Genomic DNA, 21956 nt, shown 5'->3' on the forward strand with positions numbered 1-21956 from the left:
ATTAAAAGGTTAAATCAATGCCGAAAGTGTATTTTTTAGGAATTGGATAATCATTTCCTCCAGAGTACCCATCTGCACCTACAGCTTCCGGATCAGGTACGGTAGAGTTAGACCATACTTTAACGTTATCCATTACGCCATAGAACCGGATCAACCTCATCCCAATTTTTTTGGTGAATTTTTCAGGTAAGGTGTAGCCCAATCTGATATTTTTGATACGAAAAAAGCTGGCATCTTCTATGTACATACTTTGACCAATGTGCCACTTATCTACGTTATTGGTTATCAATCCAGGGTACTTGGCAATATCACCTGGATTAGACCAAAAATCAGATACATCGAAATTTGAGGCAGGGCCGGAGCGTGGCCCCCACAAAAAATAAGGGTTATTTGTTCCGGCATCCTGAAGTTTATCTGAAAGATATCCGTTACGAAGGCTGCGGCCAGAAATAAAGGTAACCAAAACATCAAGCGAGAATCCTTTGTAAGAGAAGGAGTTGTTCATACCTCCGGTGATGTCCGGATTCGGGTTTCCGTAAGAAATGTAGTCGTTATAATCAATGTTATAATCTCCATTCTGATCTACCCTTGCAGGATCACCAGCACTGAACTGGCTTCCACCAAACTGAGTAATTCTTCTTCCGGTTTTCGGATCAACAGGAACGTCTGAATCTCTTGAATAAATTCCATTTACTTCCCATACTTTGTAGGTAAATAATGGATCGCCAACGCTTAAGGTTTGTTGTAGCCAGGGTGGCCCAAAGGTGAAATCTCTGCCGCCATTTGGAAGCTTGGTAATGTAGTTGTCGTTGTAGGCAATGTTAAAATTGGTTACCCATTGAAATTTTGAAGTAGGGGCAAAATTTCGTGTGGTTAAAGTAAATTCAATACCCGTATTGCGTAAATCAACATAGTTATTAGAGGTTAACGAATAACCCGTTGTTAATGGAACCGGAATATCGAATACTTTACTTTTCGAGTCGCGGATATAATAATCGGCTGTTAAGGTTATTCTGTCTTTTAAAAATCCTAAATCTACGCCGGCATTAAACTGAGGACTTCTTTCCCAGCTGATAGAAGTTGCCGATGCAGCACCATAATAATCTGGATATAATACCTGTGTTCCATTGTAAGTAGTTTGGGAGCCGCCCTGACCATTTCCCAGCACAGAAGTTGGATAATTGGCATTGGCAATTAATGATTGATATTGTGCATAATAAGCACCAGGATCATTCCCGGTAATACCGTAGCTGGCTCTTAACTTTAAATAGGAAACAATATTTTTTGCCGGGCTGAAGAAATTTTCTTCGGATGCATTCCAGCCTGCAGAAACTGATGGGAAGGAACCCCAACGGCTTTCTGCACTGTATCTTGATGATGCATCGGCACGGTATACTGCCTGAAGCAGGTATTTTCCTTTATAGTCATATACAAAACTTCCCATCCAGGATAAACGCGAACGTTGCTGTATGGTGTTGCTGGCGAAAAGATTGGGGCCAGAAGCAATGCCGGCAACAGTTTTAACTGCATCGGCATTGCCAATACTGCTGCTATAAGTATTATTGGCAACGTTTTTTTCCATTCCCTGAAGTAAAATGACATTAAAGTTATGGCCACTTTTTAATGATTTGGCATAGTTTAAGGTGTTTTCGAGTTCCCAACGATTGGTTTGGTTAACCCAGCCATAGGCTTCATTTTGACCACTTCCGCTTAATAAGCTCGGTTTGAAATAACTTCTGGTGTTGTTGAAAATATTGTAGGAGATGGTACTCTTAATATTTAAGCCTGGAATAATTGTGTATTGGGCCATGGTATTTCCGTTCAAACTGGTGGTCCTGTCATCATCACGGAGTTCTTCATACCTGCCGGTATATAATTCCTCTTCAGCTGTTCCTATTTTCCAAAAAGAAGAAGGAAAGCCCCAGGTGGTAAAAGGGTATTTGTTTTGGTCGCCCTGGCCATGCTTAGCCTTGGTTAAGCCTACAAATAGGTTCGTTTGAACCAACAATTTACTAGTAGGCGATACCTGGAAAAATAAGCTTGGCGTTACACGGTTAATGTCATAACCTTTCATTACACCTTCTTCAAAATAGCGGTTGAAGGAAAATCTGTAAGAATATTTTTCGGTAGCACCTGCGATACTTGCATCAACATTGCTAATGTTACCTGTTTGAAGAAATAAACCCTGCCAATCGGTATTGTTGTTAAAAGCAGTATTTAAACTGTCGGTTAACATCATATTCAAATCCCTCAGGCTATTGTAAAGGCCATTGCCACCATAAAGTAGATCCATTTTTAACCTTCTCTCTGCTGTTCCGGTTTGAATGGGTTTTAGTGCTGGTTTATTGGCTATACCGAAATAACTGGCCACTCTTATCTGTGGAGGTGCACCAACCTGCGCACGCTTGGTTTTAACGATGATAACGCCATTTGCTGCACGGGCACCATAAACAGCCGAAGCAGATGCATCTTTTAATACATCTACAGATTCAATATCATTTGGATTGATGGCCTGTAATGGACTACTTCCGTAAGCAGAGCCGATGTCGTTTACATCATAAATTACGCCATCAATAACATATAATGGAGAGCTGCTCTGACCTAAGTTTACATTGCTCGCTCCACGAATGTTAACGATGTTATTTCCGCCAGGTTCACCAGAAGTACTCAGGATAGTTAAACCTGCCACTCTACCTTGCAGCATGGCATCAAAAGTGGAGTAGGGCGTGTTTTCAAAATCTTTTCCTTTAACAGACGAGATCGCCCCGGCAGTGTTTTTTCTTTGAATGTTTTGATAACCTATGGCCACAACCTCATCCAATGAGTTATCATCTTCAGCCAATTTAATATCAAGATTTGTTTTACCCGCTACGGAAACTTCTTTGGTTTTAAAGCCAACAATACTGATAGTTAAGCTTGGCGACCCTTCCTTTAAGGTTAGCGAAAAATTGCCCTTATTATCAGTTGAAGTACCATTGGTAGTACCCTTTTGTTTAATAGATACCCCGGGTATGGGCTCGTTTTTACCATCAGTTACCGTACCGGTAATTTTGGTTTGTGCAAAGGTAAGAAAAGGCATCACCAGAAATATAAGGATGCTTAATAACTTACCCCACCTCAAAGTAAAGTTTAAATTCATTAGCTTATTGATTAGTTTATTAGTTTTTTTGGTTATTTAAGCGTTGTTATAACGTTTATAAATTTACTATAGTAGGTGCTTGATTATAACGAATATATTACCTGATTTAAATCGTTTTTTAACCTGTATGGCTAACTGATCTTGAGGTTAAAGCTTTAAGGATCAAATGGCTTGGGTTATTTTTTGGTTCTTTTAGAAAATCTTTGTTATTAATAAATGATCCTGAGGCTGTATTCCATAAAAAAACTCCCTATCTCAAACATTGAAATAGGGAGTTCTAATTGATAACTGTTATTACAAGTTATTTTACCGCCCACTCGTGTACGCCACTTGCATGCTCAGCAGGTAACTTAATTTCCATTCTTAGGGCAGTTGTGTTTACGGGCTTAAATTTTACCGTATTAAATTTATCTTTACTAATCTCGTAGGGAGTGGTAGTTTCAACGGGCAGACATTGATCTCCTTTTTTATATAATAGTTTATAAGAAGCCGGAATTCTGCAACCACCCCAAGGACTATCATCGTATCAATAAACTTTAGATTCACTTACGGTTTGTTCAGATGCAAAATCGTATTGTATAAACTCATTGGTATTTTTGGCTGGCCACCAGTGCAAATAAGGAAAGTTGGTGTCTTTTGAATCCGCTGGTTCGTACTGATCTTTTATTGCAGAAAACGTTCTCTTGTTTTTAAGCGAAGCAGATACCTTACTTGTACTGGCTATGGTTGGTGCTAGCTTTGGTCTGGCTGCTGATTCTTCATAAGGTATCCAGATCATCATTTCGCTTGCCCCCGGTTTGCCCAAGCGTAGTACGGAATGGCCTTAACATCCTGGGCGGTAACCAAAAGGCTATCACTGTTTATTTGCCGTTTTGATATAGTATTTACTAAAAATAGGTTTTAACAGCGAATTCAAATTGATTCTTGAAAATTTCCTTAAAAGGATTGATGTTATTTTGCTCATAAAATATTAACATTGCCTTTTTGTATTCAATTGAATCTACTGTTCTAAATGATAAAGGGCAATGTTCATGAGCGATTAATAAGGCATTGCTTACTATTCGGGCAGTACGTTTATTGCCATCATTAAAAGCCTGTATATAAGAAAGCAATACTAAAGCCAGTAACGCTTTTTCAAAGATGCTTTTTTTCTCATTAATCAACGTGCACATATCATTGAGGGCGTCACGTATTTGATGCTCATTGTCCAATGGCTTATAATTGGTTCCGGAGATACCTACACGCCTGTGGCGGATATTTCTGTCCACACCTAGATCTTTGATTAGCAGGCTATGTATATCTTCAATACTACCGATGGTTAAAGGTACGACATAGTCAGGGTATGCAACAATAAAATTGATTGCTTCCTTGTGATTCAGCAACATCGTCGCGTCATCTTTCGGTTTACCTTCAGCAGTTTCCTGTTCCTTCAACAAACGTTCTGTTTCCAGAAGCGAGTAGGTATTCCCCTCGATTTGTGACGATTTCCAGCTTAGATCAATGGCCAGTCGTTCCAGTTCTTTACTATAGGCTGCTGGAGTTAATGTAGCAATATTTTCCCTGAATTGCCGATGAAGGCCTTTTAGATATTGATCTTCGTCATCATTGAAAAGCTTAACATTCTTAAGCACTTCTGTAATCAGCTCGAGGTTAAAGCTATCCTTGATCTGACGTTCATCTACCTCTTGCTTAAAATATTCTTCAACATTAAGGGGTTGTAGTAATTCATAAGAAGCACTTACCGAGTATTTTGTAGCCTTAGACTTTCCTTCAGAAACAACGACGCCCTGAGCGGAAAGGTTCGATAAAATGCGTTTTACCGTCGCATAGGCAACTTTTTCGCTCAGTGCATTATGAATTGATTTGGACGAACTTAATGGGTGATCCTTTAAGTAATCAAGAATCAGGTTAGCATTTTTTCCTTGCATATATTTAAAATGTAGCTCACTACCTATGTAAATGTAGCTCATTTTTAATTATAAATGAGCTACAAATAGAATTCTATTGAGCTGCAAAATTATAATCATACAAAATGAAGCTCATTTTAATAAAAAATGTAGCTCAATACAGTCACAAAATGAGCTATAAACAAAAGTAACATGAGCTATAAATTAGAAAATTAAGCTTCAAAACTCAGTATTTCTTTATTGTCATTCTGGATGCATTAAACTCGCCAAGGACCTAGAATTATGCAGAAAAAGGTTCGACATAACTGCAGGGAGGACTAAAAATATTAAAAGCCTTTAGATTTAAAGGCATTTTTGTTTTAACATTGATATTTTAGGGATCAAGCGGAAAGGTTGGGGAGTTAAACTCTAGGCATATATTTTCGATAATCTGAATAAGAAAAATTAATGTCCCTAACATCTCTCGATGTTGCTCTAAAGGCTTTGATCTTAGCATTGAAAGATTTTGCAGAAGCATTTGTAGCCCTGTTAATAAAGAAGTTAAGGACATACAGGTAATGCGATTGAACTGATCTGGCGAGAGCCCTGAAGGAATCAATTCCGCATGATTTGACCTCATTATACCATATTGCCAATCTTAATCACCGATAATAAAATTCATTTGATGACAATACCGATCGATCCAATTGAGGAGTCCGTGACTATCTATTAAATCTAATAGATGGCTTATTTCATGTTTTCTTTTCCACGCGTCTGCTGAAAAATGAGAAGTAGTGACTAAAATGCCTTTGTTTGCCCGCTCTCGTAGTAACACATCATTAAAACCTCTAACAACATTTATTCCTACAGGATTTTTTTTCAAGTTGCGTTTACATTCAATAACTATCTTGATGTCGAATCCAGAAATATTTTTTGAGGCTTCAATATCATAACCATTGTCTCTAGTTTGCTGAGTTAGCTTGATTTCAAAATTTTCAGCAAGAAGCATTTCGGCAATAATATGTTCGAACAGTCTTGGCGATATTTCGAATAGCAGGTCATTATTATAATGAATATCTTTGATAATAGTACGTATATATTCTTGCTTTTCGGTAGTAAATTCCTCTAGTTTTACAAATATAAAATCTGGAATTTCAGCCCAAGATTTCTTTATGGTATTAAGGATTTCATTGTAATAGGACAAACTTCTTATAGCTTTAATTTGACGAACAATAGATGCATATCCTGTAGCAGGCCATATACTTATACATCCGAGTTCATCGAGCGCTTGTACATAATCCAGCAGTCGATGATTGTTTTTAGCGTGTTGTTCATCAACGAATCTCGAAAACTCACAATCTCCAAAAAACGTGATTCCTGCCTCTTCGTCAATAAATTCCGCTGATGCTTCTTTATCTAAATTTGAATATTGCGGTTTAAACTTCCTGTTATACATATGCTAAATAATGTTACTAATATATAACTATATTAAGAATCTCTAAAGCCCTGCGGACACCCCTCTTAATCGGATTGTTTAATTTTACAGACCAATACCAGATCCACAATGCATAAGCAGCTTTAATATTTTAATACCTTCAGCAAGATTTTAAACAATAAAATTAAAAATAACGCACACGCTAGTTTTATGTTCTTTTGTTTTCAACTGATCGGATCCTGCTTAGCGTTTCTAGTCTTAGTCCGAGGAACGAAGCAACATACCGGAGCGGCACACGGTTAATCATCCACGGGAAGGCTTGGAGCAGGTGTTTATAGCGGCCCGTAGCAGAGGGAATCTGGCAGATAAAGCCCCTGTCATTCGCTCCTCTATAATGAAGCTCCATAATCTTTCTACCAATAATGTTTGCCTCTGCAAAATTTTTATAAAGCATAGTTGTGAGCTCATGAGGTATGGCAATCAGCTCTACATCCTCTATTGCTTGAAGGTATTCGTCTGATTCTTCTGCAGTCCATAAATTGCGGATGGTTCCTACAATTTCATTTTCCTGACAGATCCAGGAAGTGATCTCCGTTCCCGAGTCCTTGTAAAATCCCCTTACTACTCCTTTTAAAATCAGGTAAAGATATCTATTGCGGTCTATCGGAGAGATAATATATCTGTTCTTACGAAAACTCACCGGAAAGGTGAGGCTATCGATAAGTGCCTCCATTTCAACAGTTAGGGGGTGAAAGCTATTGTATAGGGCAATAAGTGGGGAAGCACCGTTATAGGAGTCCCATTTGCTGTTTTCCTGCGCACCGGCCATGATTCTTTAGTTTAGCTTTTCAGATAGTGATAAAAGTAATTAAAAGACCAAACTTTTCAAATTTTCGTTGTTCTGGATTAATCTGATGACCTTTTGATCTCGAGTAAACAGTTAGTGGGAAAATTCAGCTGATCATAATAGTTCTGATCAAATACCGGGCCGATAGTTATATCCTGGTTCAGCAGAATAATTTAGATGAAGATTAAAATGGTCTGTTTTTGCTGCAAATTATTTGTTTTTGGCGCTTAGCGATGTGCGTAAAGCACCCGATAAGGCAAGCATTTCACAGACTTTATCATTCCAGTCTATCAATGCATCTTCAGCAGAGGTTCCAAGACCTGAAACATCGTGTTCCTCTTCAAAAGATAATACAGCGTAGTAGCAATCACCATCTTGATAAACGGAGGGTTTAAACTGCATTACAAATGTTGGTAACCTGTATCTGTTATAATCAAAATCTACCAGTTTTCCTGGGATTGTTCTGGCCTGCTGTTTCATAGCTTGCTATTTTATTGAAGCTTTTTGTTTACCTGTTTTCTGCTTATGGTGAGCAAATGCACTTGTAAATTAGTCAATCAATGTTTCCTCAAGGTTAGCGGGTTATTGTTTGTTTGTTAACTGTGTGGTGGAGATACGTTTTGGCGAAAAAATACCTGGCGTGCTTTTTCCTAAGATTACGAGTTTCCCATTTGCTCAGAATTATTTTTTAGCAGAAAGCTGCTGTTGAGCTTTTAAATGTGGCCACTGAGTAGGAGAATAATGGTAAGCAGGTGTTTCTAATAGAAGTAGAATGGGGATATGGTGTTGCAGCCTAGTTGGGCGGAAATACGAAATCGGCATAAGTATTTCATATTTAAATGATTACAAAATAACGTCAATGATAGCATTTAGATTGGCTTTTAAGCATTTAAAGCATTGCTGGCTGATCTTGCAGATAAAAGATTAATTTTCCGCCCTGAACCAGCAAGTGGTGTTTAATTTGGTTTTTGGTAAAAGACTTTCCATTTAAACTGATTTTTGAGATATAAATAGAATTTTTGTTCTTTTTAATGGCTGTTATAACCAATTTTTTGCCGTTTTTAAAAGATATTGTAGCCTGTTTAAACAAAGGACTGGTGAGTTGATAGTTTCCTGAAACAGGGTCTACCGGATAAAAGCCGAGTGCTGCAAATACATACCATGCCGACATTTGCCCGGCATCATCATTGCCACTTAAACCACCAGCACCTTCGTCATACTCTTCTGCCAAAATACGTGATACTTGCATCTGGGTTTTCCATGGAGAAGAGGTGTAGTTGTATAAAAATGGAATCTGGTGGCCAGGTTCATTTCCATGCCAATATTCCTTTTTAATAAAGAGCGAATCCAGTTCGTTTTCGAGATTTTTACGCCCACCCATCAACTTGATCAGTCCAGGCATATCATGCGGAACATAAAAAGTATATTGTCTTGGGGTTCCTTCTGTAATATAAGGTTCGCGGTGATCAGGAAAAAAAGGCTTGTACCAGTTGCCGTCGGCAAAACGTCCTCTAACCATTCCAACATTGGGATCAAAAACATGTTGGTAATTAAGCGATCGTTTTGAAAGCTCCCGGTAATCGGTTTCTTTGCCTAAATCTTTCGCGATACTTGCAAGTGCATAATCATCGTACGCATACTCTAAGGTTCTACTTACCTGTTCCTTTTTATGAAAAGCATTTGGGATACTGTCTTCTAACGGAATATAACCATACTTTAAATAGCTGTTAATTCCACGGCGGCCTTTTCCATTCAGATAATCGACAGAATCGGGCATTTGAAAGGCATTTTGCCTCATCAATCGGTAAGCTTCATTAATATCATAACTGCGGATCCCTTTATTATATGCAGAGGCAATGAAAGCAGTAGCATGATCGCCGATCATGGCGGCAGTATAACTGTTCCAGCAAGGGAAAATAGGCATCCAGCCACCTTGCTGACCTTTTAATATCATCGAATTAACAAAGCTATTGGCTAAGTTGGGATTCAATAGCTCTACTAAAGGTAATTGCGCACGGTAAATATCCCACATTGAAAAATCGTCGTAATAATTGCCTTTATTTAATGTTTTATTCTGATATTTTCCATCAAACTGTGGATATTTCCCATCTACATCATTGTATAACCTGGGATGTTGCATGGCATGATAGAGGGCCGTGTAAAAGATTTTTTTGCCTTTTTCATTTGTGTCTGAAATACGGACCTGCGATAGGGATTTTTCCCAAGCCTGATTGGTGTGTGTTAAAACAGTATCAAAATCATCATTTTTAATCTCACTTTCCAGGTTGGCCTTGGCAGCTGCGATACTTGTAAAAGAGGTGCCAGAATAAATCACTAACTGTTCTCCTTTTTGAAGTTTAAAGCCTGCGTAAGCACCAATATCCTTTTTATTGCTGATGTTTTGCTGATTGAAAGTATGACCTTCGCTATAAACCCCTGCAGAAGTAAAGGGTTTTTTAAACCGGATGAAAAAATAACCACTAAAGCCTGCAGGTTCTCCCCATCCCTGATATATCCGGTAAACAGGATTATATCCGGAAATTTCACCTTTTTCAGCATCAACTTGAATAAAACCTTTGTTCTGATCGCTATTTGGGGTAACTAAAATATAAACGCTATCTGTTTTTAGTGCAGTGATCCGCATTATACCGCTTCTAAGGCTGGCTGTAATTTCTGTTAACAGTTGATGTTGAGGTAATTTTAATTTGTAATAGGAGGGGGTAGAAACTTCGTTTTTATGGACATAATTTTCTGCATATTGAGCTGCATTGGTTTTAAGTTGGCCTGAAATGGGCATAATGGTGAAGCTTCCATAATCTTGGGTACAAGAACCACTGATCCAATGGCTTGCCCTAAATCCGTAAAACTTTTTGTTGTTATAATAATAAGGTGCCAGACATTTTTTTTCGGTAAGCTGAGTCTGTGGCGTCCATTGCGTCATACTAAAGGGCGGTGCTACAGCCGGAATGGTATTGGCCAGGCGTTCGGTTTTATCTTCTATATGTTGGCTGGCCAATGTGGTGCTGGCCGAAGTACCCGAAAATGGCTGAACGTAGGGAATTAAAGGCTGTTTTTGTGCATAAACAACGTTTGTATAAGTGATTGCTATAGCCGAAAGGAACAGAAACTGTATTCCTTTTTTGAATTTTGACGCTCTATTTTTTAAATCAGTTAACAACATATGTATAGTGGGGCCAGGATTTGATATTAAAGTAAGTTCTTTTGTTGCTTCATTGGTCTTCAAGGGTAATTTGGTGTTTTAATATCGCTCGTTTCGTCATCCTGAACTCGTTTCAGGATCTTTCTAGTATTACTTAGCGTATGGAGCCTACTGGACTGCCTTAAATTTTTAAAAACCACTTTTTATCATAAAGGAATTTCAATATTCCAAGCTGTATGAGTAGAACACCTAGCCATAAACCTGCCTCCTGCCAGGCTAGAGGTATTTTAGCGATAACTCCACCAAAGAGGAACTGTGAAGTAGATTCGAAATTGAAAAGCCCATGGGCACAAACGTAAATTAAAATAGAATTTGTGCCAATCCAGATGAAGGGCAAGCTCCATTTTTGATAAGTTTTAACATCAATAATGTAGTAGAAGAGGGAGAACAGCACCAGACTGAACCCACCGGCAACCAACACAAAAGAACTTGTCCACATATTTTTATTGACCGGAAAAACCAGGTTCCATAGTAATCCAAGCGAAACCAGTATTATGCCTGCTATAAAGAGGTAGAAAGCTTTTAGAACCAGGCTGAAACGGTTGTTTCTATTGTTTAAGAATGTTCCTGTAAATACCCCTAAAAGTGCTGTTGCAATGGCAGGAATAGTGCTCAATAAACCTTCTGGATCGTAAACTGTACGGTGGAGTTTGCCAGGCAACAATAAGCGGTCTACATAAGCTGCCAGATTACCTTCGGGTGTTAAAACGCCATTTCCGAAACCAGGAACAGGTATGGCTATCATGATGATGTAGTAGCCCAATAAAATGCCCAGCAGCCAGATAAGCTGTTTGCGTAACGAAAAATTGAGGTAAATTAAAGCAGCAAAAAAAGCGGATAGGGCAATACGGCCAAGTACGCTGGCAAACCGTATGCTTTCGTAACCCTGCCACTGCAATAAGCCGTTAACCACCATTCCAAGCAGCATTAAAATCAATGTTCTTCTAATTAGGGCATAGTAAATACTTTTTGCTGATTTTTTTTTATCATCGCCTGAGTTTAAATGTTTTTCATATGAAAAAGGCATAGAAACGCCGGATATAAAGATAAAGAGCGGGAAAATAAGATCGTAAAAGGTAAAACCGTTCCATGGTGAGTGGTGTAGCTGATTGCTGAGGCCAACCAAAAACCTTTCAAAAAATGATAAATGGCCATTGCTGGCGATGGTCCAATCATTAGGATTTCTGATCAAATGATGTTCTTTCATTACACCGTTGGCCAGTCCGTGGAAAATGCCTTCTCCACTAATAATCCAGAACATGTCAAAACCGCGTAAGGCATCTAAAGAAAGTAGTCTTTTCTTTTTCGGTAAAAGCAAATCCTGTGGTGCAGATTCGGTAATGGCCATAATATTTTTTAAGCTAATGATGGGCGATTTTTGTTTTCTAAAAATAAGCGCTGTTCGGGGAAAAATGGAATTTATTTTTTGATAATGGTATTATAAATAATTTCTCCTTCATCGTTAATGGTTTGTACGCGCATTGAATCTTTGCCGACGGAAAAAAGCATGAAACCATAAACAGAAGCCACCATCTGGGCATCATTAATGAGTTTTACAGGTGTTTTTTCTGATGCTGCGCCTGAAATGAAATGATGCGTTTTGCCTTCAGGTTTAATGTACTGCAAGCTGTGCTCGTGCCCGGTGAGGTATACATCTACGCCATAACGATCAAGAATTGGTTTAAGAGAACGGCGGATTGCTTTGGTATCATATCCATCTGTGCGGCTTCCTCCAGTATACATGGGGTGATGACCCACAATAATTTTCCATCTGATACTTGGATCTTCATCACTTAATACTTTGGTTAGCCATCGTTTTTGCTGGGTAGTATCCTGGCCTTTTACGTTTGGACCGTATTCTGAATTTTTGTAAAATTCTGGAATCAAAGGGTTGGTATCGATAAAAGCAATCAATACCTGATTATTCAGATCTCCGTTAATGGGGAATCTCTTTGCATAGTAACGGGCAGGCATTTTCCATCTTCTGCTGATTTTTGAATAGGCTACCTGTGCATCTGGATTGGATTTATAATCGTGGTTACCCAACACTGGATACCAATCCCATTGCAAAGAAAATGCAGTATAAATATCTTCAAATGAATATTTAAAAAGTGGATCCTGCTCGCTGATTACGCCACTAGGGTAAAAGTTATCGCCCGTAGAAATGATAAACTGTGCCTTAACATCTGCTGCTGTAATGCCCATTTGTTGTGCTACCTGTTTCTGATGGTCGGCACCGTTTCTTCCCCAATCGCCCATAGCAATGAAATTAAGCGATGAGGGATCTTTAGTTAAAGTTTTGGTTGGAGGGGTGGCTTCAGATTGTGTTTTTAGTAAAACCTGAGCTTGCAATGAGCAATAGGTGAATAGGGAAATCAGTAAAAGTAAGTGTTTCCTCATGGAGATAAATTTAAGGTGCTTGAGAAATTTTGATGGGCCATCGGCCTTAAACAGGATGGGAAAAAAGAAATTTCTCTGGCTTTTACCCCAGAGAAATTTTTGTATTGTTTACCACCGATTAATTGTAACCAGGGTTTTGCTTTAGCTTAGGATTTAAAATCATAGCTGATGATGGAATCGGCATTAGTCGATGAAAAGTTTGTGCATCCGTTTTAAAACCCCATGTTCCTTCATATTTACCAAAGCGAATCATGTCGTTACGATGCCAGCATTCCCAGGCCATTTCTCTGCAACGTTCTTTGTATAAATCCTCTAAAGTAACTGATGTCCATGCAGGTGAAGTAGTACGAACGGCACGTAACTGATTCACTAATGATAAAGCTGTTTGCCCTTGCGTAGGTGTTGCACCTCTCAGTATAGCTTCAGCTTTCATCAACAGGATATCAGAATACCTGAATATTGGTACATCATTATTTTGATTTCTGCTGGATGAGGTGCTATCACAATAAAATTTATTGTTTCTGTATCCCATATTCCAGGCTATTTCATCGTTTCCTGCATCGAATGGTCTTGATGCATCTCTAAGGGTTACGGTTGGTGTAATATCAACCTGGTAAGTGAGTGCAGCTGAACCATCAGAACCTGCATAAAATTGATCGTATCCTTTTTTTGTGGTACTTACTGTTACTGGTCTGCCATCATTCAAAAATTGTGGTCCCTTAATCCATTGTGCATTTCTTTTATCATTAGGATCGTTAAAATTCACATAAAATTCTGGTAATGTACTCATCGGGGCGCTTGGTGTAAATTTTAAGCTGTATTTTGCCTGTAACGATCTTGGCAGCGAATATCTCGAATAGATCATGGTACCATTACTAAATCCAGGATCGAAAGGGATAGCAAAAATAAATTCTTTTATCTGTGGGCCATTATCAATGAAGAACATTTTTCTGTAATCGCTTTCTAAACTGTATGGAGCTCCTGTTGCAGTCATAATCGCATCACACATGGCTACCGCTTCATTGTATTTTGGTGTATTAATATAAACTTCTGCATTAAGGTACATTTTGGCCAAAATAGCATAGGCTGTATATTTATTTGGGCGGCCATAGGTAGCTGTTCCTGTAGCACTGCTTAAATTTGGCAATACTTCTTTAAGTTCCGCTTCAATAAAATTAAAAACTTCCTGACGCGATTTAGTTTCTGGAGGTGTTGTTTGTCCGAAAGTGGTTACAACAGGAATGTTTCCCCACAAATCCATCATCATGAAAAATGCTAATGCTCTGGTAGCCCTAACCTCAGCTACTGCCACTGTTTTTCCCGTAGATTCAGAAGCATCTTTCAGTAAAAACAAGGTTTGATTTGCTTTACTGATTGTTGCAGAAAGCCATCCCCAACCACTATTAACATGTCCGTTGTCTTTATTCCACGTATGTTTGTGGTGCATTTCATAAACACCACCATCGTACCAGTTTCCTCCTCTGGCAGGCATAATGGCTTCATCCGTACTTAACGACTGTAGAAAGAAATAATCGGTACTCCAGTTTTGGCGAAGCTGCACATATACCTGACCGGTTAGCTGTATAAAGTGTTGGTCTGTTTGGGGAAATGTTTCAGGAGTTAGCTGTGTTTCCACTTTCAGATCCAGTTTATGGCAAGATGTTAACAGGCTTAGAGATAAAGCTGTACCTGCAATGTATTTAATAAGATTTTTCATCTTTTTAAGTTTTAGTTAAATGATACGTTTAACCCGAATAAAAATGTTCTGGTTTTAGGATAAAAGTTATTGGTATCTACCCCTGGAGCAGTACCGCCCTGGTTGATCTCCGGGTCTATTCCTTTATAACCTGTAATTACAAACAAGTTATTCGCTGTAGTATACAAACGAATAGAATTTACACCAGGAATTATTCCTTTTTTAAAGGTATATCCAAGTGTTGCGTTATCTAAGCGTAAATAGCTACCATTCTCTAAGAATCTGCTCGAGTATTTATAGGAGTTGAAATCAGCTGGTGATTCATTTTCAACCTCTACAGGGATGTTGGTGAACTGGGCGGTGTTCGGCCTGAATAAATCAGCACGTGTAACGTTCATAATTTTAACCCCCAATGCCGCTCTCATAAATACACTTAAATCAAAATTTTTATATCTTAAATTGTTTGACCAACCTAGCAGCGCTTTCGGTTGCGCATTTCCAAGAATATAATAATCGGTTTTATTGAGCAGGTTTTGTGTTTTAATGTTTCCTGCAGCATCATAATATTGTGAAACACCATTTGCATCTTTACCTGCATACTTAAAGGTGAAAAATGTTCCGATTGGCTCACCTGGTTTTAGGATCTGTAGAGTTGCACCACTTTGCCCGGCACCGTCAGGAGAAACAGTAAGACGATCCTCAATATTGAATCTGCTATCATTCGATAGTGTAATAATCTTATTTTTATTGTGCGCTAAGTTAAATCCTGTAGTCCAGCTAAAGTTATCTGTAACCACAGGCGTGCCGTTTAAAACCAACTCAATACCCTTGTTACTTAACTCACCAACATTAGCGGTATAAAGACCTGAAGGGAATAAGTTATTATCAACGCCGAATTGCAATATTAAATCTGTTGTTTTTTTATCATAAAGGTCTACAGATCCTGTTAATCTGCCGTTAAACAATCCAAAATCCAAACCAATATTGGTTGTGGCCGTTTTCTCCCATCTTAAATCAGGGTTTTCATTTTGGATTGCACCATAGGCACCTTCTCTTGGCGAACCGTTATAGTAAAACTGTCCAACCTGCCCATAAATCAGTTTAGTAGTTAGCGGGGCAAAGCCAAGCGAGTTACCTGCAATACCATAACTTCCTCTTAATTTAAGGGTTTTAAGAACGCCTGCGTTTTTAAGGAAGTTTTCCTGATCAATGTTCCATGCTGCACCAACAGATGGGTAATAACCCCATGTTTCATTTATTCCAAACACATTTGATCCATCTCTTCTGATTGATCCCTGAATGAGGTATTTGTTTTTATAATTATAATTTACCCTTGCAAAATCAGAGATCATCAAAATTTCCTGATATGTTACACCTGGATTAAAATCAACTCTAAAATCCGGTACCGCATAAGGGTTTCCTAAGCTTAAATTATTATAACTTACCTGGTTAATCGGAAAATTTGTTGAAGTAGCCTGAAAACCATCGTTATTTAGCGATTGTTGATAAGAATAACCCACTACTGCATTGATATCATGATCACCAAATTTTTTATTCCAGGTTAAGTAGGTTTCAATAATTTTATTGGTGTTTTGATAGGCATTTCTTACTGCCAAACCATCCTTACCTACTAGGGTTACAAAACTTGGATTTGCTGGTGGGTCTGGTGTATTTCTAACATTGTTATACCTGGAAGTATAAATGCTATTATAAAATGCACCATAAACATTTTGGCTATTCTGATATGATGCTGAAACATCGTAAGAGAAGCCGAATGGTAATTTTAAGTTAATCGTTAAATTGCCCAGGATGTTTTTATTCTTCAGGTTCTCTGTACCGTTTTCAAGCATAGAAACTGGATTATAATAGCTGGTCTGGATTAGGTTATCGAAATAGGATCCATCTGGATTTTTAACAGGCGCTGTTGGCAGGTAAGTAAGCATTTGTGCCAGTACAGTATTACGATAAGGAACCAGATTAGCGTTGGTTACCGAGTTGCTGATGTTCAATCCAATCTTCAGCCTATCATTTAAAGCCTTTTGTTCAATTCCGATGCGACCAATAAATCTATTTAAATCACTGGTTTTAATAATTCCATCTTGTTTAAAATAATTTAAACTAGCATTGTAAGTCGTCTTCTCGGTACCACCACTTAAAGATATATTGTGGTTGTATGATAAAGCATCACTGCGCTGTACCTCATCCTGCCAATTGGTATTTGCACCTTTATCATTTGCAGGCGTTAATGCAGAATTGGTTTTTGCTAAAAAGGCACGTAACTGATCTGAATTCATCATATCATAACGATTGGAAACGTTTTCCACACCAAAATAGCCATTGTAGGCGATTTGAGTTGCACCTGCTACACCTCTTTTTGTGGTTACCATAATTACACCATTGGCAGCCCTGTTACCATAAATAGAAGCAGCGGCAGCATCTTTTAATACATCGATCGAGGCAATATCATCTGGTGCAAGAATCGAAATGTCAGCACCAACCACACCATCAATTACAAATAGCGGCGATTGCGCACCTTCACGAAGGGTAGATGCACCACGCATAATGATTGCCGCGTTACGGTTTGGATCGCCACTTCTGGTAATGTTTAATCCCGGTACTTTACCTTGCAGCATCTGACCAACATCGCTAATGGCACCTTTATTCAAATCATCACCTTTAACAGTAGAGATAGAACTGGTTAATGCTTTTCTTGAGCTTTTTCCGTAACCAACAACTACTACATCAGTAAGCGATGAACTCGCCTCGTTGATGACTACCTGATAGGTGGATGCGTTAGTTACCGTAAGTTCTTTTGTTTGATAGCCTAAAAAACTGAAGAGGATTTTATCACCTGTTTTTGCTGAAATGGTAAAGGATCCTCCAGCACCTGTTGAGGTAACTTTAGTGGTTCCTTTAACGGTAACTGAAGCACCTACAATAGGCAGTTTAGCGTCGTCTATTAAATTTCCGGTAATTTTTCGTTCCGTTTGTGCAAAAGCAGTGTTGAACGATTGGCTGATCAGTAAAAGTAGCAAAAAGATGCTGGCATACTTTAAGCTCGTACATTTAAATCTCATGATTTTTGTAGATTTAGGTTCATAAATTGGTTGTTTTGTTTAGTTATTGTTTGGAGATAGAATGTTAAAATTTAATAGTTGCCGGTAGATATTTGGCCACAAGCGCTTTGTAATAGGGCTCAAGCTCTGCCCAGCTTTTCTGATTGGGATTTTTAGAGTAGAGGTCGTAAGGATTAAACAGGTTAACCCATTTAAACATTTCATGGTCTTTTTCATTCATCAGGTGATCGTATGCATTTTCCCTGTGCTGCGAGTAAAAGGAATGGTAACGGAGCATGTATAAACCTGGCTCCGGAATGTAGGGCTTCATCATGTGGTATACATATTCATCGTGGCCCCACGACATGTCTACATTGTCTAGACCGCAATTTTGGGTATACACACCCAATTTGGTCTGATAGGTTTCGTTTTTAAAATCGGGATTCTGACTGAAAAACTCTGGATAAACAATTTTATCTGAATAGGCACAACCTACCGGAAAAGTATCGCCCACTACGGCCCATTGTGGTTCTCCGAACAGACACAGTACTTTACCCATATCGTGTATTAAACCTACCAACACCATCCAATCAGGATGCCCATCGTTGCGAATGGCCTCTGAGGTTTGCAACAAATGCTGCATCTGGTCTAAATCGGTGTCGGGATCAGAATCATCTACTAGCTTGTTCAAAAAATCAAATGCACTCCAGATCGGCATTTCCTGTTTGTCGAACTTTAAATAATCTGCTTTTTTCTGTTTTACGAAATCATAGGTTTGATAAGTATGGTTAAGCCTGTAAAATTCTTTTACGCTGTCTTTTTCCGTTTCATCATAATTTCTGAACTGCTCTTCTTTTTTTTCAGCATTGATGTTTTTTGGATCAGGATAGCGGATTAATATATCCTCTTCCCATTGATCAAGATTTTGCAATGGATTTTGATTATCCTTTGAAGCTTCGCTTTGGTTTCTCATAAGGCTAGAAATGGATTGGTTAAAGATTTTCTTTGGTTTTATAAGTTAAAGTTGAGTTTTTAGAAGCTTAAACTTTTATATTTCGCCGATTTTATTTACGTAAACGATTAAGTAAATTTTAATTCTATACTGTGTAATCAACTTTAATTTGTTTATATTTAATAGGTTACAGTTTAAGTTGTGCTAATGGTCGTCCTTTTCTGCCTGAATGCTCATTAGTGAAATGTATAAAAGAAAATAAATAAACGTTGTTATTACGATTATTTCATATTTTCGTTTGTAGCAGATACTTTTTCTTAGTGATAAGAAGTATCTTATTGCTGTAACCAACAAAATATTATGAACATAAATTCGGCAAACCCGCTCTAAAAATTGGGGTAAGCTGGATTGTTTTTGATGAAGATGCTGGTGAAAAAGAAGCTTTTGACCTATTGTATCACTAATTAAAGTGTTAAATGGAGCATTTTCTTCTGAAAAAACTAACTAAACAAATTTTTAAGACATGGCGGAAGTAGTGAACATTAAGCGGTTGGCTCAGGAATTAAATATATCCATCGCAACCGTTTCTAAGGCCCTCAATGACAGTTACGAGATTAGTTTAAAAACTAAAAATAGGGTGTGGACCTTAGCCAAAGAGTTAAATTATACACCAAATCCAGCCGCCAGCAACCTACGGAGCCATAAAACTAAAACTGTAGCGGTGATTATTCCCTGTGTAGCTAATAATTTTTTCTCACTATCCATAAAAGGAATTGAGGAGATTGCAAGGCAATACGGTTATCATGTGCTCATCTATCAAACCCACGAAAATATAGAAGCGGAAGTTGCCTTCACCAATAGCTTATTAAATGGCCGGGTAGATGGTATTCTTACATCTGTGTCTAGCAGTGAGTATAACAGTGAATATTATACTAAACTGGTTAAGAAAATTCCATTGGTGTTTTTTGACCGCGTTTATGAAAATCTCGATGCAGTTAAAGTAACTACCGATGATTACGAAATTGCTTTCCAGGCGACTGAGCATTTAATTGAATGCGGTTGTACCAAAATCGCGTATTTATATGGCTTGGAAAATCTTCCTGCAGGTAAAGCCAGGTTTGCAGGCTATCTTGATGCACTGAAAACGCATGGAATAGCTGCCGATGAGCAGCCTGTTGTTAAATATCAGGATGACGAAGAACTTAATCTGCAACATATAAAGGAGCTGCTTAGGAAGTATAAGCCCGATGCACTTTTTTCTTCCATTGAAGAATTTATTATTCCTGCTTATTGCGCCTGCAGAGAAATGAACCTAAAGATTCCGAATGATGTGAAAATACTTAGCTTTTCGAACCTGAGTACCGCAAAACTGTTGAGCCCCTCACTTACCACAATCTCACAGCCAGCCTTCGAAATAGGGCGTGAAGCGGCGAAAAGCCTGTTCAAAATTCTCAATAATAAACAACTGGATGATGAACAGAATATTATATTGAAATCGGTGCTCACTAAGCGCGAATCAACAGGCTGCTAACAGGGGTAATCTATGTTATTGCTACAAGCTAGGCGAAAACGTTTACGTAATTAAATAATCGAATTTAGCCCCCAACATTGGGATTTTTTCTGATTTTTAAAAAACCCAAATATAAAAAATCCATATGAACCACCTGTCTGCATTCGATTATGCTGTTTTTTTGATGTATTTTATTATTGTTTCGGCATATGGTTATTGGGTTTATCGGAGCAAGAAAAAAAAACGTACCGATACCAAAGATTATTTTCTGGCAGAAGGCTCACTTACCTGGTGGGCAATTGGCGCATCTATCATTGCTTCTAATATTTCTGCCGAGCATTTTATTGGCATGTCGGGTTCGGGTTTTGCTATGGGGCTTGCCATTGCAAGTTACGAATGGATGGCAGCCGCCACGCTAATTATTGTAGCCATATTCTTTCTACCCATTTATATCAAAAACAAAATTTACACCATGCCACAGTTCCTGTCTAACCGCTATAATAATACAGTGAGTACACTAATGGCTGTTTTTTGGTTACTCGTTTATGTATTTGTAAACTTAACTTCTATTTTCTTTCTTGGCGCTGTTGCTATTGAAACCATTACAGGCGTTCCTTTTAATATATGCATCATTTTTCTGGCCATTTTTTCTGCTATCATTACGCTGGGGGGGATGAAGGTAATTGGTTATACCGATGTAATACAGGTTTTTGTTTTAGTTGCAGGTGGACTAATTACCTGTTATATGGCACTTAAACTCGTAGCCGAAAAATTAGATGCACCAAGTGTTTTAGCCTCACTTCCATTATTACGCAGCGAAGCATCTGATCATTTTCACATGATATTTTCGAAAGGAGATAAATTCTACAACGAACTGCCGGGTATTGCGGTACTGGTAGGTGGTTTGTGGATCAATAATTTAAATTACTGGGGCTGTAACCAATATATCGTTCAAAGGGCATTAGGAGCCGATTTAAAAACTGGGCGTAACGGACTAATATTTGCTGCATTTTTAAAATTACTAATCCCGGTAATTGTTGTTATTCCAGGTATTGCGGCTTATGTGCTTTATCAACGCGGTTATTTTCACTCAGAAATGCTTGATGCCGCTGGGACAGTAAAACCCGATCATGCTTATCCGGTGCTCATGAATTTATTGCCGGCAGGAATTAAAGGCCTTGCTTTTGCCGCACTTACTGCTGCCATTGTGGCCTCTCTGGCCGGTAAATGTAACAGTATAGCCACCATTTTTACGCTTGATATTTACAAAAAGTTTATCAAACCCGAAGCTTCAGAAACACGTTTGGTTTCAGTTGGGCGGTGGTCTGTGGTTATTGCATCTCTAATTGCTATCGTTATTGCGCCTGCATTGCGTAGTTTCGATCAGGTTTATCAGTTTATTCAAGAATATGTCGGTTTTATTTCACCGGGTGTTTTTGCTATCTTTTTGCTGGGCTTTTTCTGGAAAAAAACCACTTCGCGTGCAGCGCTTACCGCTGCTTTATTAACCATTCCCTTATCTACTTTATTTAAATTCTTGCCTACAGTTACCGGTGGAGCTATCGCACCGATTCCTTTCTTAAACAGAATGTCGTGGGTGTTTATGATTATAATAGGTTTAATGATTGTGGTGACATTAACCGATCCGAAAAGTAAGGATAATCCACAGGGTCTTGAAATAGACCGTAGCATGTTTAAGGTTACTCCGGCATTTACCATTGCCTCGGTTATAATATGTGGTATTCTTGCAGCACTTTACACCGTTTTTTGGTAAACGGGCTTTGTCTAAAATTGCCTTATGTATTTATTCCTAAC

General features: G+C 38.4%; 16 protein-coding genes. 2 read left to right on the forward strand and 14 right to left on the reverse strand.

Going from position 1 to position 21956, the window contains the following annotated elements; all coding sequences use genetic code 11:
• Nucleotide 1: 1 nt before the first annotated feature.
• The 14 genes from EYS08_RS15880 to EYS08_RS15940 form a co-directional block, all read right to left on the reverse strand.
• A complete protein-coding gene (locus EYS08_RS15880) occupies nt 2-3139 on the reverse strand; it encodes a SusC/RagA family TonB-linked outer membrane protein (RefSeq protein WP_131030952.1) in 3138 nt (1045 codons plus the stop codon).
• Nucleotides 3140-3665: 526 nt separating this feature from the next.
• The gene (locus EYS08_RS26070) at nt 3666-3920 is read right to left on the reverse strand and encodes a hypothetical protein (protein WP_208745874.1); all 255 of its coding nucleotides are present in this window, start codon (nt 3918-3920) and stop codon (nt 3666-3668) included.
• Complete coding sequence (locus tag EYS08_RS26670; RefSeq protein ID WP_394343116.1) at nt 3917-3985, reverse strand: hypothetical protein; 69 nt, start codon at nt 3983-3985, stop codon at nt 3917-3919. The genes EYS08_RS26070 and EYS08_RS26670 overlap by 4 nt, the downstream gene beginning before the upstream one ends.
• A 41-nt stretch (nt 3986-4026) precedes the next feature.
• Nucleotides 4027-5067 carry a Fic family protein gene (locus EYS08_RS15890; protein WP_131030953.1) on the reverse strand — a complete coding sequence of 347 codons (1041 nt, stop codon included), beginning with the start codon at nt 5065-5067 and terminating at the stop codon, nt 4027-4029.
• Nucleotides 5068-5447: 380 nt separating this feature from the next.
• Nucleotides 5448-5681 (reverse strand): transposase, encoded by a 234-nt coding sequence (locus EYS08_RS15895; protein WP_208745875.1) that lies wholly within the window; start codon nt 5679-5681, stop codon nt 5448-5450.
• A 2-nt stretch (nt 5682-5683) separates the two neighbouring features.
• The gene (locus tag EYS08_RS15900; RefSeq protein WP_131030954.1) at nt 5684-6481 is read right to left on the reverse strand and encodes a restriction endonuclease; all 798 of its coding nucleotides are present in this window, start codon (nt 6479-6481) and stop codon (nt 5684-5686) included.
• A gap of 187 nt (nt 6482-6668) precedes the next feature.
• Entirely contained in the window at nt 6669-7289 is a 621-nt protein-coding gene (locus EYS08_RS15905) for a Crp/Fnr family transcriptional regulator (RefSeq protein ID WP_131030955.1), read from the reverse strand.
• 228 nt (nt 7290-7517) lie between these two features.
• Nucleotides 7518-7787: a hypothetical protein gene (locus tag EYS08_RS15910; protein WP_131030956.1), complete on the reverse strand. Its 270-nt coding sequence runs from the start codon at nt 7785-7787 to the stop codon at nt 7518-7520.
• 409 nt (nt 7788-8196) lie between these two features.
• On the reverse strand, nt 8197-10551 hold the full coding sequence (locus tag EYS08_RS15915) for a GH92 family glycosyl hydrolase (RefSeq protein ID WP_244215971.1): 2355 nt from the start codon (nt 10549-10551) through the stop codon (nt 8197-8199).
• Nucleotides 10552-10648: 97 nt separating this feature from the next.
• Nucleotides 10649-11875: an acyltransferase family protein gene (locus EYS08_RS15920; RefSeq protein ID WP_131030957.1), complete on the reverse strand. Its 1227-nt coding sequence runs from the start codon at nt 11873-11875 to the stop codon at nt 10649-10651.
• Nucleotides 11876-11946: 71 nt separating this feature from the next.
• Nucleotides 11947-12927 carry a purple acid phosphatase family protein gene (locus tag EYS08_RS15925; RefSeq protein ID WP_131030958.1) on the reverse strand — a complete coding sequence of 327 codons (981 nt, stop codon included), beginning with the start codon at nt 12925-12927 and terminating at the stop codon, nt 11947-11949.
• 118 nt (nt 12928-13045) lie between these two features.
• Nucleotides 13046-14644, reverse strand: coding sequence for a RagB/SusD family nutrient uptake outer membrane protein (locus EYS08_RS15930; protein ID WP_131030959.1), 1599 nt, complete (start codon nt 14642-14644; stop codon nt 13046-13048).
• An 11-nt stretch (nt 14645-14655) separates the two neighbouring features.
• The gene (locus tag EYS08_RS15935) at nt 14656-17700 is read right to left on the reverse strand and encodes a SusC/RagA family TonB-linked outer membrane protein (RefSeq protein ID WP_131030960.1); all 3045 of its coding nucleotides are present in this window, start codon (nt 17698-17700) and stop codon (nt 14656-14658) included.
• A 64-nt stretch (nt 17701-17764) separates the two neighbouring features.
• A complete protein-coding gene (locus tag EYS08_RS15940; RefSeq protein ID WP_057934786.1) occupies nt 17765-18652 on the reverse strand; it encodes an inositol oxygenase family protein in 888 nt (295 codons plus the stop codon).
• Nucleotides 18653-19154: 502 nt separating this feature from the next.
• Here EYS08_RS15940 and EYS08_RS15945 point away from each other — a divergent pair.
• Nucleotides 19155-20162 (forward strand): LacI family DNA-binding transcriptional regulator, encoded by a 1008-nt coding sequence (locus tag EYS08_RS15945; RefSeq protein WP_131030961.1) that lies wholly within the window; start codon nt 19155-19157, stop codon nt 20160-20162.
• Between the two features lie 124 nt (nt 20163-20286).
• Nucleotides 20287-21915: a sodium/sugar symporter gene (locus EYS08_RS15950; RefSeq protein ID WP_131030962.1), complete on the forward strand. Its 1629-nt coding sequence runs from the start codon at nt 20287-20289 to the stop codon at nt 21913-21915.
• Nucleotides 21916-21956 lie beyond the last annotated feature (41 nt).

This window comes from Pedobacter kyonggii, from assembly GCF_004310665.1.
Classification (GTDB): Bacteria; Bacteroidota; Bacteroidia; order Sphingobacteriales; family Sphingobacteriaceae; genus Pedobacter; species Pedobacter kyonggii.